We start from the raw sequence: 15,594 nt of genomic DNA, 5'->3' as shown, positions 1-15,594 counted from the left end.
AAAATGATGCATCGGAGGAACTATGATCGATTTACTGGATGGATTGAATGAGGCACAGCGCAGTGCAGTGACCGCGACGGAAGGATACGTGCGCGTGATTGCCGGCGCCGGATCCGGAAAGACCAGGGCGCTGTCCCACCGGTTTGCGTATCTGGTGAATGAACTGGGAATTCTCCCGGGCAACATTCTCTGTGTGACATTTACCAATAAATCCGCCAATGAGATGCGACAGCGGATTCACACGCTGACCGGAGACAATGACACGGGATACATCAATACATTCCACGGCTTTTGTGTCTCCATCCTCCAGGAAGACAGCCATGCGGTTTCGTATCCGAAGAATTTCATCGTGCTGGACAATTCCGACATCGATGATATGCTGAAAATCATCTATGAGGAGCGAAAACTCACGCTCCGCAGCATGACCTTCGGCCAGGCAAGAGATATGATCGAGATGCAGAAACTGGTGCAGAAGCCGGAATACTATCTTGACATGATCACGATGTCCCTCGACACGCTGCATCAGAAGTATCTGGAGGCGGAAACCGTTCAGGATATCATTTTTTACGGATATCTCTATCAGGAGAAAAAATGCTTCGGCCTTGACTACAATGATCTGATCAAGTTTTCACTCTATATCTTCCGGGAAAATGAGGAGATCCGGCTGAAATGGCAGAAGCGTCTGGAGTACATCATGATCGATGAGTTTCAGGACATCGACGCGCTGCAGTACGAGCTGATGGAGGTGCTCTGCGGCTATCACAAAAATCTCTTTGTGGTCGGTGATCCGGATCAGACGATCTACACCTGGCGCGGCGCCGATGTGCGGTTTCTTCTCGATTTTGAAAAACATTTCCCGGGGACAGAGACGATCATGATGATGCAGAATTACCGTTCGGTTCCGCAGATCCTGCATGCGGCAAATTCCCTGATCGAAAAGAACCGGGAGCGAATCAAAAAGGATCTGGAACCGGTTCTGCCGGATGGGCAGCCGGTCATCTGTCACATGGCGCAGACGTCGGAGAAAGAGGCGCAGTGGATTGCAATGCAGATGGCAAAGCTGTACGAGGAGGGAACGCCGTACCGTGATATGACGGTCCTTTACCGGGCGCATTACATTACGCGAAATATCGAGGAAGCGCTGATCAAGGCGAAGATTCCGTACACGATCTACTCCGGCGTCCAGTTTTTCGGAAGACTGGAGATCAAAGACGCGCTCTGCTATCTCCGCATGATCGCCTACCGGGACGATCTCTCCTTCCGGCGGATTGTGAATTCCCCGAAACGGAATATCGGAAACCGACGGATGACATTTCTCGAAGAATACACATCGCGTCACGGCGGAACACTCTATGAGGCGATGAAGGCAAACCTTGAGGATCCGGTGTTCCGGGGGACCGGTGCCCGCGGTTTTGTCGGGCTGATCGACCGATTCTCGGCAGAATACGGGGACAGGCCGGTATCGGATGTTCTGTCGGATATTCTGGATAAGAGCGGGTATGAGGCGATGCTCCGGACCGAGGGCAGTCAGGAGCGGCTGGACAACCTCGCGGAACTCAAGCAGTCGGTCTTTGAGTATGAGACGACATGCGGGGAAGAAGTGACGCTGGAACATTACCTGAATCACATCGCGCTTTTTACAAACCAGGACACGGCGCAGACGGGAGACAAGGTGAAACTGATGACCGTTCACACCGCGAAAGGTCTGGAATTTCCGAATGTCTTCCTCTGCGCGATGAACGAGGGCATTTTCCCGTCACGAAAGACGAGAACCTTACAGGCGATGGAAGAAGAGAGGAGACTGGTTTTTGTCGCGCTCACAAGAGCACAGAAGGGGCTTTATCTCACGGAGGCGGCCGGCCGGAATTTTGACGGAACACCGCGGTACCCGTCACGTTTTCTGATGGATATCGATCCGAGGTTTCTCCAGTTCACCGCACCGCCGGATGAAAATCTTCTGAAAGAGATGATGAACTATGTCCGGATGAACGAGCGCTTTATGACCGATGATCCGGACCAGAAACTGGTCGGAATCGGAGACCGGGTGGAACACAGCGTATTCGGCCGCGGTATCGTGAAAGAGGTGGATACCGACCGGCAGGCGTACCGGATCCTCTTTGACGGGATGGAGACGCCCCGGATGATTTCTTATCGTGTAAAACTCAAAGTGATCACAGAGGAGAGCAGGGAGCTGTCCCCCGAAGAGCAGGACAAAATGAGGTAAAGGCAGAGAAAATGAGCAGTACAACAGAAGAAAAAAACTGGAGAAAACAGTGGAAAAAAAGGCTGACAAAGCAGGAGCAGATGTCGGAGGCATTTATCCTGAGTGCGTTTCTGGCGTTCAGCGGGGGATTTCAGGATGCCTATACCTACATCGTTCGTGACGGAGTGTTTGCCAACGCCCAGACCGGAAATATCGTGCTGATGAGCACCCATCTTCTGGCAGGAGAGTGGAGACCGGCGTTCCGGTATCTCATACCGCTGCTGGCATTTGCCGGCGGCGTACTCTGCACGGAGCAGGTTCAGGGCAAATTCAAATTCGCGAAGTCTCTGCACTGGAGACAGGGGATTCTTCTCGGAGAGATGGTGCTGCTGTTGATTGCGGGACTTGTGCCGGAGAGCATGAACATGATCTCCAGTGCGATTGTTTCATTTTCCTGTGCGATGCAGGTGCAGGCATTCCGAAAAGTGGCGGGAAATGCCTATGCAAGCACGATGTGTATCGGAAATCTTCGAAGCGGAACGGCGTCGCTGTCCACTTTTATGCGCATCGGGAAAAGGGAGGATCTGAAGAAGGCACTGTGCTATTACGCGATCATCGCGATTTTCGGAATCGGAGCGGGAATCGGGGGAAATCTCAGCGCTGCTCTTGGAATCCGCTCGGTGTGGGTTTGCTGTGCGGCTCTCTTCGCCGCTTTCCTGCTGATGGAGACCGATCGTGAACGAAAACATGACGCGGGATGAGCATCGCGGACACATAATTCCTCCGTGTGATACGCGCCGCCGAGTGGTAGATGCATTTTGCGGTGATCAGCCGCGGCGCGCAAAGTGACGGTCTTTTTATCCGGAAGATATCCGGAAGAATTATCCATAATACGAGGATGCAAAAAAAGAACAAACCGGAAAAGCTGACAATTAATCACTTCCATAATGCGCGAAACTGGGCGATTAAGAGAAAAATGAGAAAAAGATTGCAAAAGGCGTCATTTTCGTGTAGCATATGTCAGGTGATGAACTGGCGCTTATTTTAAGCGCTGTTTTTGTTTCATAGGAAATTTCTCCGAAATTCCCTATGAAACAAAAACGCTCCGCGAGGATGCGCACGCCGCTGTAAGGAAGCTGTCACCTAACGGTGACCAGCGGCGGCGCGCAAAGTCCGCGGGGCTCCCCCATCCCCTCAGGACTGAGGGGATGGGGGAGCCGAAGTCCGCTTGCGGACTTTGTTCTACTAACAGCAAGCCGGAAATCGCGGTGCTTCCGCGATTGCAGATCGCGTATCCGGTTTGGGATTTATTATGGTAAGTGAGGCAACAGTATATGTGCAATCAGATTATTAGACTGAATCCTGAAGAGGTTGGTTCTTTTGTGGAGGCAGCATCCCGCTGTGATTTTGACATCGATATTTCCAATGTGAGCCGCGCTGAAAAGATCGTAGACGCAAAGTCTTATCTCGGTGTTATGGGACTGAATTTCAGAGAGAATCTGAAGGTTTCTTATAACGGTACCAACGGAAACTTCGAGGAGCTTCTTGAGGCAAAGAGAGCATAAACATTTTTGTTTTCAGGATATCGGCCCGGCAGATGGATCTGCCGGGCCGTATTTTTTGTGCGGCAACGAGCCAAAGCCCGAGTCCGCTGAATGGCAATCATGGTTACTCAATCAATCCTATATTGCGGCATACAAGAGAATGTCATATAATTTTGCTTGACTGTGCCTGTATTTCCGGGCGCAAATAAGGGTGGAAATATCGTTTTCGGTGAGAGAAATCAATGGATAAAGGAAGAGATTCACGAAGATATCGCAAAAAAAGAAATATCCGCGGGATGCAGGAACAGGCAGAGCGCGACGAGAGAAGAACAGGCGCGGAATTTCGGGAGCATCAGCTTCGAAGAAATGAGAAAAATATGCAGCGCCGCAGCGGACGACACCGTCAGACAGCGCTCCGGAAGCGCAGGCGCAGGGAGCGCCGTATACGGGAGATCCGCAGAGCCCTTCTCCTGACGGTGCTTTTGATCCTGTTCGTTGTACTCTCCGTCAACTGGATCAGCGGGATGATCAGCGGAGGCGCGAAAGAGGACACTTCCGCGGCGACGGCCGCGGTCAGCACACAGGCAGAGACGGAGTTAAGCGGTGCCGCGGCGGAAGCCTCCACAGAAGATGAGGAAGTGAATCCGGATGCGGGGGATCCGTCGGATGACGCAAAGGAAAACCCGGCAGAGAGCGTAAGCGGAGAAAACGCTTCGGCACATGCGCTGAATACCACATTTTTCAGCGGCTATAAACCGGTAAAAGACGGCAGCACCAAGGCCATCACGAATCCGGAGGTGGACAGCCACTACGGCATTCTGGTGGACCTTGAGAACGGAAATGTCGTCGCGCAGAGAGCCTCGGATGAGGTGATCAGTCCGGCGTCCATGACGAAGATTCTGACTGTCCTTGTGGCGGCGGAGCAGATAAAAAATCTCGATGATCAGGTCACGATCACACAGGAGATCACCGATTATATCTATCAGAACGACTGCAGTGCGGTCGGATTTGCCGTCGGTGAGACGGTTCCGGTCCGTGATCTTCTGTACGGCACGATTCTGCCGTCCGGCGCGGATGCGGCTCTTGGCCTTGCAAATTATGTTGCGGGCTCTCAGGAGGCATTTGTCGCGCTGATGAATCAGAAAGTGCAGGAACTCGGTCTTTCCGACACGGCGCATTTTGCCAATGTCATCGGAATCTACGACGAGCAGAACCACTGCACGGTTACGGATATGGCGATGATTCTGAAGGCGGCAGTGGAAAATGATCTGGCCCGTGAGGTGCTGAGTGCGCATACCTACACCACGGCGAAGACGGAGCAGCATCCGGAGGGAATCAAGATTTCCAACTGGTTTCTGCGCCGGATCGAGGATAAGGATTCCGGCGGCACGGTACAGTGCGCAAAGACCGGATATGTGGTGCAGAGCGGAAACTGTGCGGCAAGTTATATGGAGTCGGCCTCCGGAAAACACTATATCTGCGTGACCGGAACCGCGCACAGCGCGTGGAGATGCATTTACGATCACGTGGCGATCTATAAGGACTTTACTGCCTGATACAGAGCGTGAAGGAACGGTGGGGATCAGCTGATAAGAACCGGGCAGAATTGCACTGTTTTGTGCAGACCAGAAAATGCGAGAGATTCATGCCGCACAGCGATGCCGGTAAGATGATATATGAGAATCCGCTCCGGACCTTTTGAGAATTTTACAGGGATAGCGGACGATGAGGAAGATCGATGGAAGAGAAACAGAAAAAACAAAGAACATGGAAGAACACCGCGAAAACAGCAAAAACCACAAAGACAGCAAAAAATACAAAGACTGAGAAATCCATAAAGACTACGAACACAGCAAAAGCCACAAAGACCGAGAACGCTATAAAGAACGAGAAAAACATAAAGACCGCGAAAACCACAAAGAATAAGCTCTGCCCTGTCTGTGACAAATGCGGCGGTTGTCAGTATCTGGACATTTCCTATGAGGAACAGCTTGCCAAAAAGCAGAAATATGTGGAGGGACTCTTGAACGGAGTCTGTCCGGTGGAGAGCATCGTCGGTATGCATTATCCGTATCACTACCGCAATAAAGTTCACGCGGTCTTCGGCATTGACCGGAAGAAAAACGTGATTTCCGGCACGTATCAGGAGGGAACACATTATATCGTCCCGGTGGAGGAGTGTCTGATCGAGGACAAGAAGGCGGATGAGATCATCCGCACCATCCGTGGGATGCTGAAATCCTTTAAGATTAAGACCTATGACGAGGACAGCCATTACGGACTTCTTCGCCACGTGCTGGTGCGCCGCGGTTTCACGAGCGATCAGATCATGGTGGTTCTGGTGACCGCATCGCCGGTTTTTCCGTCCAAAAATAATTTTGTGAAGGCGCTTCGCGAAAAACATCCGGAGATCACCACCGTCGTGCAGAATATCAACGAACGTCAGACCAGCATGGTTTTAGGGACAAAAGAGAATGTCCTTTACGGGAAAGGTTATATTGAGGATGAACTCTGCGGTCTTCATTTCCGCATTTCCTCGCGGTCCTTTTATCAGGTTAATTCTCTGCAGACGGAGAAACTCTACGGAGCGGCCATTGAGATGGCGGCCCTTACGGGAAATGAAACCGTCGTGGATGCCTACTGCGGTATCGGAACCATGACACTGATCGCGGCTTCTCATGCGAAAAAGGTGATCGGTGTGGAGCTGAATAAGGATGCCGTGAAGGATGCCATCCGGAACGCAAAGGAAAACAAGATCCGCAATGCGGATTTCTACTGCAATGACGCCGGCGTTTTCCTGCGGGAGATGGCGGAGCAGAAAGAGAAGGTGGATGTCGTTCTGATGGATCCGCCGCGTTCGGGCTCCACGGAAGAGTTTATCCGTTCGGTGGCGGAGATCGGTCCGTCCCGCGTGATCTATGTCTCCTGCGGACCGGATACGCTCGCAAGAGATCTGAAGCTGTTCCAGAGGCTTGGATATAAGGCGGAAAAAGCAAGACCCTATGACATGTTCCCGATGACGCAGCATGTGGAGACTGTGTGCCTCTTGAGCAACACCCGAAGCAAGAAGAAAGAGTCCTATATTACGCTTGATGTGGAGATGGCAGATTACTATCGCATCAAGAACGAAGGGAAGAATTCTACCACCTTTCCGGTATAAATCAGTTCAAAGAATGGGGGAAGTTTGAAAGTAAACTTTCAAACTTTGATTGACAGCTCAATAGACAAGCAAGCTTGTCTGCTTGAGCCTGGAGGACAAAAATATGAAAAGGAAAACTATCATGGCGGTGCCCGCCGCCTGTTTTTTGGGCGTCATGGCTACCTGTCTGCTTGGAATAATCATCGGTTCGTTTTATGACTTCAGGATCAACGAGATGCTTGCCAATAAGACTGAACTCGGCGCATTCTTCGCCACATATGGATCATACTTTTCCTACTGCCTGTACCCTGCGGCAGGATCATGCTTATTTGTGGGCCTCAAGAAAAAGGGGGATCGTTACCGCGCACTGGCATATACTTTGCTTTCTTTGAGCCTGTTTATGGCTGTGTATTATTCCAACAGCTATAACGGCAAAAGCGTCCGCGCACTGTTCGGCTACGTTCCCGGGGAGGCTTCTCCGATGCTGTCAGTCTTAAGCTGGCTTTTCTGGGCGGTACTTTATTTATGGGTCCCGTTTGTGATGATACGCCTGCTCGACGACAGCGACCCCGACAGACTCATTGCCGTCGGAGCGGCGATCCTTATCGCCGGAATAACGGCAGACAATGTGAACGCCTGGCTCAAGCAGCTCGCTTCGCGCCCCCGTTATAAATACCTGATCACTTTGGACGATCCGATTAGCCAGTTCCGCAGCTGGTGGCAGATGGTCCCCAACCTCGCGGGCAGCGATGACAGCTTCAAATCTTGGCCGAGCGGCAACATGACCATCGCCAGCATGATGTTTTCGCTTCCCATGCTTTCTGATGTAGCGAGAGGAAAGAGCAGCAGAAGGAATCACATATGCTTTTTCGTAGCCTGCATCTTCGTGCTGATCTATGCCTATAACCGCATCCACATGACCAATCACTTTTTATCCGATGTATGCTTCGGAACGCTCATCACATATATTATCTATGCCGTCATAAGCGAAGCGTTTTTGTCGGCAGCCAGAGCAAATTGAAATAAATAGGAGATACCAAGATCGATCAGGGGTGCGCGTGGGCGATACGCTTTATTGCAGAAAAAGTATTTGATAATCGAACAACAGGCATGTGGAGACGGTGGTTCTCTTAGGTAAAAATGTTACAAGGTCGAAATCTCATGTAGATCTGGGCTTGGATGTAGAGGATTACTATAGAATCAAGGATTCGGAGAAAAATGATAGATAAATAATGGATAAGATTTGAAAAAACAATTCTATTTAATCACGCCTGCGGGCATTGGGAGAAATCCTGATGTTCGCAGGCTTTTTTAGCACAGAAAAAAACTTGACTGACTAATGAACGTTAGCTATAATAAGGCTAATGCTTATTAGCGGAATGGAGGATACAATGTCTACCAAAGAGAAAATACTGGATGCGGCATTAACGTTATTTGCAGAGAATGGATATGATGGAACAAGCGTGGAGCAGATTGCAAATAATGTCGGGATCAAAGCTCCATCGCTATATAAGCACTATAAGGGCAAAGAGGACATTCTGAATGCGTTGATTGATTCTGCGGAAGAGCGGTATGAGGTAATGTTTGGATCTGAGAAAAACATCGGGAAGGTGCCTGAGAGCCGGGAGGAGTTTATAAAGGTGACTATGGAAAGGATCTCATTCACAATGCGGGATCCCATAATCCGCAAGACGCGGATGCTTCTTGTGCAAGAGCAGTTCAGGAATGAAAGGATTTCCGAGGTTACAACCAGGCATCAGCTGGATGGAATACAGAGGATGTTTGCAAAGATTATCAAGGGAATGATGGATGAGGGGATAGTCGAAAAGGATGATCCGAAGCTGCTTGCAGTAGAACTTACCGCACCGGCTGTTCTGCAGATTGCAAGGTCAGACAGACAGCCGCAGTGTGAGAAAGAATGCATGGAATACATCGAGAAGCATTTGCGGCATTTTTGTAAGGTATACATGAGATAGGAGCAGAGAAAAATTGATCAGGATCGAATTATTATCAGCAGAAAACTTTAAACAGGATTCATTGGACAATTATCCAAGAAAACAGGATGTAAAAAAGTATATCGTAAACACAATGGAGAATATATTCTTGAGGACTGTGTTTATGCTGATGATGGAGAATTGGTGCTGAATGCAAAATACAGACTTTATAGATAAGGGGACGATTTATGAAAGACAAGTATTATGAACAAGCCGTAACCTGTGTAAAAGACACTGTTCTTCCTGCACAGATCAAGTTGTATAAGTCCTGTGGTGGTGATTTTGATATTATCTATGGCGAAGCAATGAATGGAAACGGATATTTTGGAAAAGTCATCGAGGCCGGACATACCTATGAACTTGGATACGAGAAATGCACTTGTCCCAAAGTACAGTCTGGCCAAGTTACTGATCCTGATCAGTGTAATTGCAGCAGACAAAGTATTTTGTATGTTTTAAACTGCTTGGAACCCAATAGCACATTTGAGGTTGAGATCCTGGAAACGATATTACGTGGAGCAGAACATTGTAGGTTTCAAATTACGAAGAATTAAAGAACCAGATTTTGGTTTGTCTTCGATAACAAATTCAAATTTTGTAGAGGATTGAGTTTTTCAGATGGAGAAACTGACGAAGAAGGGAAAAACGGAAGTTATCGTTAGCATAATCCTGGTAAAAAAGAAGGAAGACAAAAATGAAGGATATACCGGAATTAACATTTGAAATGATAAAGCGGATGGAAGATATGTCGTGGTTTACCCACGCACAGATCTTTGACGATCTGATAATAGTGGCACAGAAGGAAACAGCCTGCTACATACTGAATACAGAGGCAGGGCTTGTGGTGATCGACGGTATCTGGCCTGATAAAAAAGTCTATGACGAGATACTCTGCGCCATTGATGAAGCAGGCTGGGGTGGTAAAGGGATCAGTATGTTTTTAATGACACACGGGCATATCGATCATGTCGGATGCGGGAAGTGGCTTAAGGAAAACTCCGGAGCGAAAACCTTTTTATCCGAAGAGGATGACAGATTAAGGCTCTCCACTCCGCATGAAGACGGACAGGATGATAACTGGAAAGAGTTTGAGATCGATGAGTATATTTCTGACGGAGATACGATCGACTGCGGAGACAGGAATATATATGTAATGTCAACTCCGGGACACACAAAAGGATGTTCCAGTTTCATTTTTCCGGTGCATGAGAATGGGGAAAAACATATGGCCTGTCTTTTCGGCGGGGCAACGCCTCCCTGGGGAGATGAAGACGGCAGTGAGTTGCAAAGACAATCTATTAAGAAATTTATAAAGATTTCCGGGGAAAAGAAATGCGATGTCGCCCTGACAAATCACACTGTTTTTGACTGCGGACTTGAAAGGATAGTATACAGCAGGGCGAGAATGTCCTATCTCCCGAATATTTATATTCTCGGGACAGACGGAGTGCAGGATTTTTGCAGGGTCTTCGAAAGAATACTTTCATAGAAGCGGATGGAAAAAGGTCTTGTTATAATCAATTCCTGTTTCCACGGCGGTGCCGTCAACATTGTACAAAGAAAGCTGGCGGCAAGAGAAAAAAACGGCTGACTGAAACCGAATGGTTACGGTCAGTCGTATATTTTATCTTGATGAGCTAATGCACATTAGCTATAATGAGGCTAATATTAATTAGCGGAATGGAGGGAGCCATGTCTACCAAAGAGAAAATATTAGATGTGGCATTAACGTTATTTGCAAAGAATGGATACGATGGAACAAGCGTGGAGCAGATTGCGGGTATTGTCGGGATCAAAGCCCCATCGCTATATAAGCCCTTTATCGCAAGATAATTAGGTTGAATACAGGTTTTTATCAGTGTAAGGAGAAGAACTGTTTTTGTTTTTTGCTATTTTGGGTTCAAGGAATTATCGTTGTGACTATGGGAGAAAACAAATGAAAAAGGGATTATCACTGAAAAGCAAAGTGATAGAAGGTCAGAATATATCCTATCGCATATTTGGCGAGGGAGATATTGATCTGGTTATTGAAATGGGACTTGGTGCAGTTGCCGGTGAGTGGTGGCATATTGCAGAGCAACTGTCAAAACAATTTACCGTTCTTTTGTATGAGCGCGGCAGAAATATTTCCAAGGCTCGCTCGCCTAAAAATATAGCCGAAGAATTACATGCTTTGTTAATAAAATTACCGTGTAAAGGTAAGATCACATTTTTGGCGCATTCACAGGGAGGTCTGTATGCGCAGCAATTTGCCAGAATCTATCCGGATATGGTTTATGGAATAGTGTTTGTCGATCCTTTATCTGCAAATGACAACACATATAAATCAGTATTTTTAACAGCGAAAGAACAGAAAAAGAGCGGCTTTAATAAATCGGAAAACTTTTTGAACATGAAAAAACTGGCTTCCTGCCATTTAGGACCTGTTATAAAATTGATCATGAGAAAAGCCCCTCCATTTTATTACTACGATCAATTTTCGCCGGAAGCAAAGAAATATATTTTAGATGAATTAACAAAGGCAGAGCTACACGATGTGGCTTTAGAGGAATATTGCCTGGCGCATGAGGAAAAAGAAATCTGTCAATTAAAAGAAAAAGGGGATTTTCCAAAGATCCCCATCGTACTCATAACCCATGAAAGTGAATTTGAAATAAAAGAAATCATGGAATTTGGACAAACCACAAAGGAATTTGCAGTTAAAGTTGAAGATTTGTGGCAGTCGTTGATGCAGGAATATCTAACCTTTTCCGATCAGTCAATTCTACTGCGAGCCAATAATAGCGGACATTATATTCACCTGACGAATTTTGAAGTGATTATGCAGGCATTGCAATGGATTTCATAGTATTTTGTGTATTTTGACAAAGGAATTGGGTATCCAAGCATAGAGGAAAGGATGTAGACTGATATGGAATTAAAAGAGTATTGTATTGATATGGAAATAAACCTTGATAAAAATTATCGGATAGTAAATAAGGAAACCTACTACAGGAAGGGTGTGTTCCGCCATTTTACAGAGGACTGCAAGTGCTCGACGTCTATGACGGCGAGGGTTGATGTGACAGAGCTTGTTAAGTACTCGAAGGAGAGTAGCACGAAGTTCTATGTCAATTTCCTATATATCCTTTCCAAGGTATTGAATTCCCGGGATGATTACAAAATGGGGTATCTCTGGCAGACTGAGGAACTGATCTGTTACGATGTGATCCATCCCACGCAGTACATTTTTCATGAGGATACGGAGACCTGCACGCCGGTATATACAATCTATGATCCGGATTATGCCGTATTCTACAAAAATGCTGTCTCTGATATAGAGAAGGCAAAACAAACGAGGGATTATGGCCTTGATATGGATAAGCATCCGAATTGGTTTGATGCTTCCTACATTTCCTGGCTGTCCTATGATTCCCTGAATATAGAATTGCCGGACGGGTTCCTCTACTTCCTGCCGATCATCAATTGGGGAAAATATCGTGAGGAAAACGGGAGACTCTTGATGCCGGTGTCGGTTCGTATGAATCATGCGATAGCGGATGGGTATCTGATTGCGAATGTATTCCGCCTGATTGAAAAAGAGATGGCTGCGTTTTGCAATGGTAAAGTGAAGGATGAACAGATATGAGTAAAGAGACGGTCATGTTCCAAAGAGTTAGGTGATGGCAAATATAATAACAGGATTCAGGGTGCTGATCAGTATTGTGCTACTGTTTTGCCCGGTGTTTTCTCCGGCATTCTGTGTGCTTTATCTGATCGCAGGCTTATCAGATATGATAGACGGAACCTTTGCCCGAAGAATGAATACGGTCAGCGAGTTTGGAGCGAGATTTGATACTGCTGCGGATTTTGTGTTCGCAGCGGTATGCCTGATAAAGTTTCTCCCGGTGATAAGTATGCCGATATGGGTATGTGTATGGATCGTGATAATTGCGCTGATAAAGATTATAAACATCTTATCGGGATATATTGCACAAAGGAAGCTGGTTGCTGTTCATTCAGTGATGAATAAGGTGACAGGGGGATTGCTTTTTATACTGCCTTTGACATTTCCCATAGTCCCGCTAAAGTATTTGGCGATTCCGGTGTGCGCGGTGGCAACTTTTTCGGCAGTTCAGGAAGGACATTATATCAGAACAGTAGAAAAAAGGGCTTGACTCGACCCTAAGGGGATAGCTTAGGGTATCAGATGTGGAAAGGAGATTTGCAAGAATGATAAAAATCGGTGAGTTTTCTAAGCTTTCACATCTGACGATCAAAGCGCTGAGGTTTTACGAAAGAGAAGGCCTTCTGAAACCTGCTTCTGTTGACGAATGGAATAATTACAGGTTTTATGAAACTTCACAGCTTGAAACTGCTGCTAAGATCAAGTCATACAGACAGCTCGGTCTGTCCGTTGAAGAAATTAAAGCAGTTTTTGCCGGTGCAGATGTGAAAGGGATCCTGCAGGAGAAAATCATATCACTGAAGAAAGAAAAGAATCTGATCGAATCTCGTCTTTCCATAATCAATTCAATTATGGAGGATAAAGAAATGAAATATCAGGTAACAGAAAAAGTGATCCCGGAAACCATTGTCTATACTGCGGAAACCGTACTTAAGAGCTATTCGGACATGATGAATTGGATTCCGTCTGTGGGGCAGCAGTGCCTTGAGCTGAACCCGGGAATGAAGTGCGCAGAGCCCCCGTATGAGTTTTGCGAATATCCCGATGGAGAGTATAAAGAAACCGACATCCGTATCAGACATAATGAAGCCGTTAACGCATTTGGAAAAGAAGATGAACATATTAAGTTCAAAACGCTGCCGGAGGCCAAGGTCTTAAGTATCTATCATAAGGGTTCATACGCAAATATCGGCGAAGCATATGCTTTTCTTATGCAATATGCAGAGCAGAACGGATATAAAACAGCGGGTCTTTCCCGTGAATGTTATATTGACGGCATTTGGAATAAAGAATCGGAAGAAGACTGGCTGACGGAGATTCAGCTGCCGATTGGGTGAATATTTGTAATGAAGAAGGCATAAGATTCAAAACCTGTACCCTGGTAAGCCGGGGTACAGGAAAATAATTGGCTTACGCCAATTACACTCCGCTTGGATGCGCACTCGCACGAATGGAAGTTGTTGCTTTCGCAACCGCGCTCGGCGCAGAAAATTCCGCAAGCGGAATTTTATTATATAGAACATGACATACTGTTGTCTTGTTTGGTTTGGTAAGATATGCGAAGAGGGTGATTAAATGAAGATAGACAGACTTATCGGAATATTATCCATACTACTGCAGAAGGAGATGACAACGGCTCCGGAGCTGGCCGATCATTTTGAAGTGTCCAGAAGGACGATAAACAGGGATATCGAAGCTCTTTGTAAAGCGGGTATACCGATTCAGACATCACAGGGAGCCGGAGGAGGCATAAGCATTATGAACGGATACCGGATGGACAGGACGCTTCTGACATCCCGGGATATGCAGATGATCCTTGCGGGACTGCGAAGTTTGGACAGCGTAAGCGGGAGCAGATACTACGGACAGCTGATGGAGAAGATACAGGCAGGTTCTTCTGAATTTGTAAACGGCAGGGATTCTATCCTGATCGATCTGTCGTCATGGTATAGGGATACGCTGCCCCCGAAGATTGGACTCATCCAGGATGCCATTGAACTGCGCAGGAGGATCCGATTCGATTACTATTCACCAAGAGGCGATACGAAAAGGGAGATCGAGCCTTATTATCTGATCTTTAAATGGTCTAGCTGGTATGCATATGGGTTCTGCCTGTTAAGGGAAGACTTCCGGCTGTTCAAGTTGAACAGGATGGACAGTATCGTTCATGGTGAGGTGTTTGACAGAAGATCCGAGATTCCTTTGCCGGAGCTGTCAAATGAAAAGGTCTTTCCTGCAAAAGGAAGAGTTAAGGCGGTTTTCGATCCATCCATGAAGTGGCAGCTCGTTGAAGAATACGGGGTGGGTTCATTTGAAGAGCAACCGGATGGAACGCTTCTCTTTGAACATGAATATTCGGATGATGAAGGGCTGATATCATGGATGCTTTCCTGTAGCGATAAGGTGACTGTGATCGAGCCGGAGTCTGTCAGGGATAAGCTGTATCAGATCGCCAGTGAAATGGCCAAGAAGTATGAAAGGAAGGAAAAGTGATATGGGAAACAAGGCACTCATGGTGATCGACATTCAAAATGACATCACTAAGAACTACAAAAAGATCATTGACAGGATCAATGAGGCTATCGACTGGGCTGTGGCAGAGGATATGCGGATCATCTATATCAAGCATAATAATCTGTCGGCAGGAACCAGAACCTTTAAGCCGGACACAAAAGGGGCTGAGCTGGTTCCCGAAATGAGGGTGGTGTCCGATAATATCTTTGTGAAGACGAAGGCAAATGCGCTTACGAGCGAGGAATTTACAGAGTTCATTGAAAAGAATGGAATTAACGAGTTCTTTATTGCCGGTGCGGATGCCACAGGCTGCGTAAAGTCCACATGCTTCAATATGACAAAGGCAGGATATAGCGTTCACGTGATATCCGATTGTGTTACAAGCTATGATCTGAAAAAGATGGATGAAATGTACGCATACTATGCGAAAAAGGGCTGTGAGGTCAAAGTACTTAAGGATTATATGGAGGGACGCTGATCGTCCGGTGGACGATCGTTTAGCGCGGACCGGACTGAAAAATGGGGAAGGTACC

At 47.0% G+C, this 15,594-nt stretch carries 16 protein-coding genes; all 16 read left to right on the top strand.

Annotated elements, in window-relative coordinates:
* Positions 1 to 22 precede the first annotated feature (22 nt).
* Positions 23 to 2,224, top strand: coding sequence for an ATP-dependent helicase (locus tag BR86_RS0106115; RefSeq protein ID WP_051684626.1), 2,202 nt, complete (start codon positions 23 to 25; stop codon positions 2,222 to 2,224).
* Positions 2,225 to 2,304: 80 nt separating this feature from the next.
* Complete coding sequence (locus BR86_RS0106110) at positions 2,305 to 2,964, top strand: YoaK family protein (RefSeq protein WP_031472171.1); 660 nt, start codon at positions 2,305 to 2,307, stop codon at positions 2,962 to 2,964.
* Positions 2,965 to 3,537: 573 nt separating this feature from the next.
* Positions 3,538 to 3,768 carry an HPr family phosphocarrier protein gene (locus BR86_RS0106105; protein WP_031472169.1) on the top strand — a complete coding sequence of 77 codons (231 nt, stop codon included), beginning with the start codon at positions 3,538 to 3,540 and terminating at the stop codon, positions 3,766 to 3,768.
* A 275-nt stretch (positions 3,769 to 4,043) separates the two neighbouring features.
* On the top strand, positions 4,044 to 5,303 hold the full coding sequence (locus tag BR86_RS15150) for a D-alanyl-D-alanine carboxypeptidase family protein (RefSeq protein ID WP_161767285.1): 1,260 nt from the start codon (positions 4,044 to 4,046) through the stop codon (positions 5,301 to 5,303).
* 182 nt (positions 5,304 to 5,485) lie between these two features.
* Positions 5,486 to 6,907 carry a 23S rRNA (uracil(1939)-C(5))-methyltransferase RlmD gene (rlmD, locus tag BR86_RS0106090; RefSeq protein WP_051684624.1) on the top strand — a complete coding sequence of 474 codons (1,422 nt, stop codon included), beginning with the start codon at positions 5,486 to 5,488 and terminating at the stop codon, positions 6,905 to 6,907.
* Between the two features lie 103 nt (positions 6,908 to 7,010).
* Positions 7,011 to 7,907: a phosphatase PAP2 family protein gene (locus tag BR86_RS0106085; RefSeq protein ID WP_031472163.1), complete on the top strand. Its 897-nt coding sequence runs from the start codon at positions 7,011 to 7,013 to the stop codon at positions 7,905 to 7,907.
* Between the two features lie 370 nt (positions 7,908 to 8,277).
* Positions 8,278 to 8,862, top strand: a complete 585-nt coding sequence (locus tag BR86_RS0106080; RefSeq protein ID WP_031472161.1) for a TetR/AcrR family transcriptional regulator — start codon at positions 8,278 to 8,280, stop codon at positions 8,860 to 8,862.
* Between the two features lie 206 nt (positions 8,863 to 9,068).
* The gene (locus tag BR86_RS0106070; protein WP_031472159.1) at positions 9,069 to 9,434 is read left to right on the top strand and encodes a hypothetical protein; all 366 of its coding nucleotides are present in this window, start codon (positions 9,069 to 9,071) and stop codon (positions 9,432 to 9,434) included.
* Positions 9,435 to 9,574: 140 nt separating this feature from the next.
* Positions 9,575 to 10,369, top strand: a complete 795-nt coding sequence (locus BR86_RS0106060; RefSeq protein ID WP_031472157.1) for an MBL fold metallo-hydrolase — start codon at positions 9,575 to 9,577, stop codon at positions 10,367 to 10,369.
* A 203-nt stretch (positions 10,370 to 10,572) separates the two neighbouring features.
* Positions 10,573 to 10,713 (top strand): TetR/AcrR family transcriptional regulator, encoded by a 141-nt coding sequence (locus BR86_RS15610; RefSeq protein WP_081844156.1) that lies wholly within the window; start codon positions 10,573 to 10,575, stop codon positions 10,711 to 10,713.
* A 103-nt stretch (positions 10,714 to 10,816) separates the two neighbouring features.
* Positions 10,817 to 11,728: an alpha/beta fold hydrolase gene (locus tag BR86_RS0106045; protein ID WP_031472155.1), complete on the top strand. Its 912-nt coding sequence runs from the start codon at positions 10,817 to 10,819 to the stop codon at positions 11,726 to 11,728.
* Between the two features lie 63 nt (positions 11,729 to 11,791).
* Positions 11,792 to 12,508 carry a CatA-like O-acetyltransferase, family 3 gene (locus tag BR86_RS0106040; protein ID WP_242841574.1) on the top strand — a complete coding sequence of 239 codons (717 nt, stop codon included), beginning with the start codon at positions 11,792 to 11,794 and terminating at the stop codon, positions 12,506 to 12,508.
* 34 nt (positions 12,509 to 12,542) lie between these two features.
* The gene (locus BR86_RS0106035; protein ID WP_031472151.1) at positions 12,543 to 13,037 is read left to right on the top strand and encodes a CDP-alcohol phosphatidyltransferase family protein; all 495 of its coding nucleotides are present in this window, start codon (positions 12,543 to 12,545) and stop codon (positions 13,035 to 13,037) included.
* A 55-nt stretch (positions 13,038 to 13,092) separates the two neighbouring features.
* Positions 13,093 to 13,884, top strand: coding sequence for a MerR family transcriptional regulator (locus tag BR86_RS0106030; RefSeq protein WP_031472149.1), 792 nt, complete (start codon positions 13,093 to 13,095; stop codon positions 13,882 to 13,884).
* A 238-nt stretch (positions 13,885 to 14,122) separates the two neighbouring features.
* A complete protein-coding gene (locus BR86_RS0106025; protein WP_031472148.1) occupies positions 14,123 to 15,040 on the top strand; it encodes a helix-turn-helix transcriptional regulator in 918 nt (305 codons plus the stop codon).
* Position 15,041: 1 nt separating this feature from the next.
* Positions 15,042 to 15,539, top strand: coding sequence for a cysteine hydrolase family protein (locus BR86_RS0106020; protein ID WP_031472147.1), 498 nt, complete (start codon positions 15,042 to 15,044; stop codon positions 15,537 to 15,539).
* Positions 15,540 to 15,594: the final 55 nt, after the last annotated feature.

This window comes from [Clostridium] aminophilum DSM 10710 (genome assembly GCF_000711825.1).
Taxonomy (GTDB): domain Bacteria; phylum Bacillota; class Clostridia; order Lachnospirales; family Lachnospiraceae; genus Clostridium_R; species Clostridium_R aminophilum.
The sequence above is the reverse complement of the archived record's forward strand: the minus strand, read 5'-3'. Positions and strand labels throughout refer to the sequence as shown.

Excerpts from the sequence above, each read along its gene's own strand:
- BR86_RS0106115 (WP_051684626.1), top strand. The coding sequence starts at position 23 with ATGATCGATTTACTGGATGGATTGAATGAGGCACAGCGCAGTGCAGTG.
- BR86_RS0106110 (WP_031472171.1), top strand. The coding sequence starts at position 2,305 with ATGTCGGAGGCATTTATCCTGAGTGCGTTTCTGGCGTTCAGCGGGGGA.
- BR86_RS0106105 (WP_031472169.1), top strand. The coding sequence starts at position 3,538 with ATGTGCAATCAGATTATTAGACTGAATCCTGAAGAGGTTGGTTCTTTT.
- BR86_RS15150 (WP_161767285.1), top strand. The coding sequence starts at position 4,044 with ATGCAGGAACAGGCAGAGCGCGACGAGAGAAGAACAGGCGCGGAATTT.
- rlmD (WP_051684624.1), top strand. The coding sequence starts at position 5,486 with ATGGAAGAGAAACAGAAAAAACAAAGAACATGGAAGAACACCGCGAAA.
- BR86_RS0106085 (WP_031472163.1), top strand. The coding sequence starts at position 7,011 with ATGAAAAGGAAAACTATCATGGCGGTGCCCGCCGCCTGTTTTTTGGGC.
- BR86_RS0106080 (WP_031472161.1), top strand. The coding sequence starts at position 8,278 with ATGTCTACCAAAGAGAAAATACTGGATGCGGCATTAACGTTATTTGCA.
- BR86_RS0106070 (WP_031472159.1), top strand. The coding sequence starts at position 9,069 with ATGAAAGACAAGTATTATGAACAAGCCGTAACCTGTGTAAAAGACACT.
- BR86_RS0106060 (WP_031472157.1), top strand. The coding sequence starts at position 9,575 with ATGAAGGATATACCGGAATTAACATTTGAAATGATAAAGCGGATGGAA.
- BR86_RS15610 (WP_081844156.1), top strand. The coding sequence starts at position 10,573 with ATGTCTACCAAAGAGAAAATATTAGATGTGGCATTAACGTTATTTGCA.
- BR86_RS0106045 (WP_031472155.1), top strand. The coding sequence starts at position 10,817 with ATGAAAAAGGGATTATCACTGAAAAGCAAAGTGATAGAAGGTCAGAAT.
- BR86_RS0106040 (WP_242841574.1), top strand. The coding sequence starts at position 11,792 with ATGGAATTAAAAGAGTATTGTATTGATATGGAAATAAACCTTGATAAA.
- BR86_RS0106035 (WP_031472151.1), top strand. The coding sequence starts at position 12,543 with ATGGCAAATATAATAACAGGATTCAGGGTGCTGATCAGTATTGTGCTA.
- BR86_RS0106030 (WP_031472149.1), top strand. The coding sequence starts at position 13,093 with ATGATAAAAATCGGTGAGTTTTCTAAGCTTTCACATCTGACGATCAAA.
- BR86_RS0106025 (WP_031472148.1), top strand. The coding sequence starts at position 14,123 with ATGAAGATAGACAGACTTATCGGAATATTATCCATACTACTGCAGAAG.
- BR86_RS0106020 (WP_031472147.1), top strand. The coding sequence starts at position 15,042 with ATGGGAAACAAGGCACTCATGGTGATCGACATTCAAAATGACATCACT.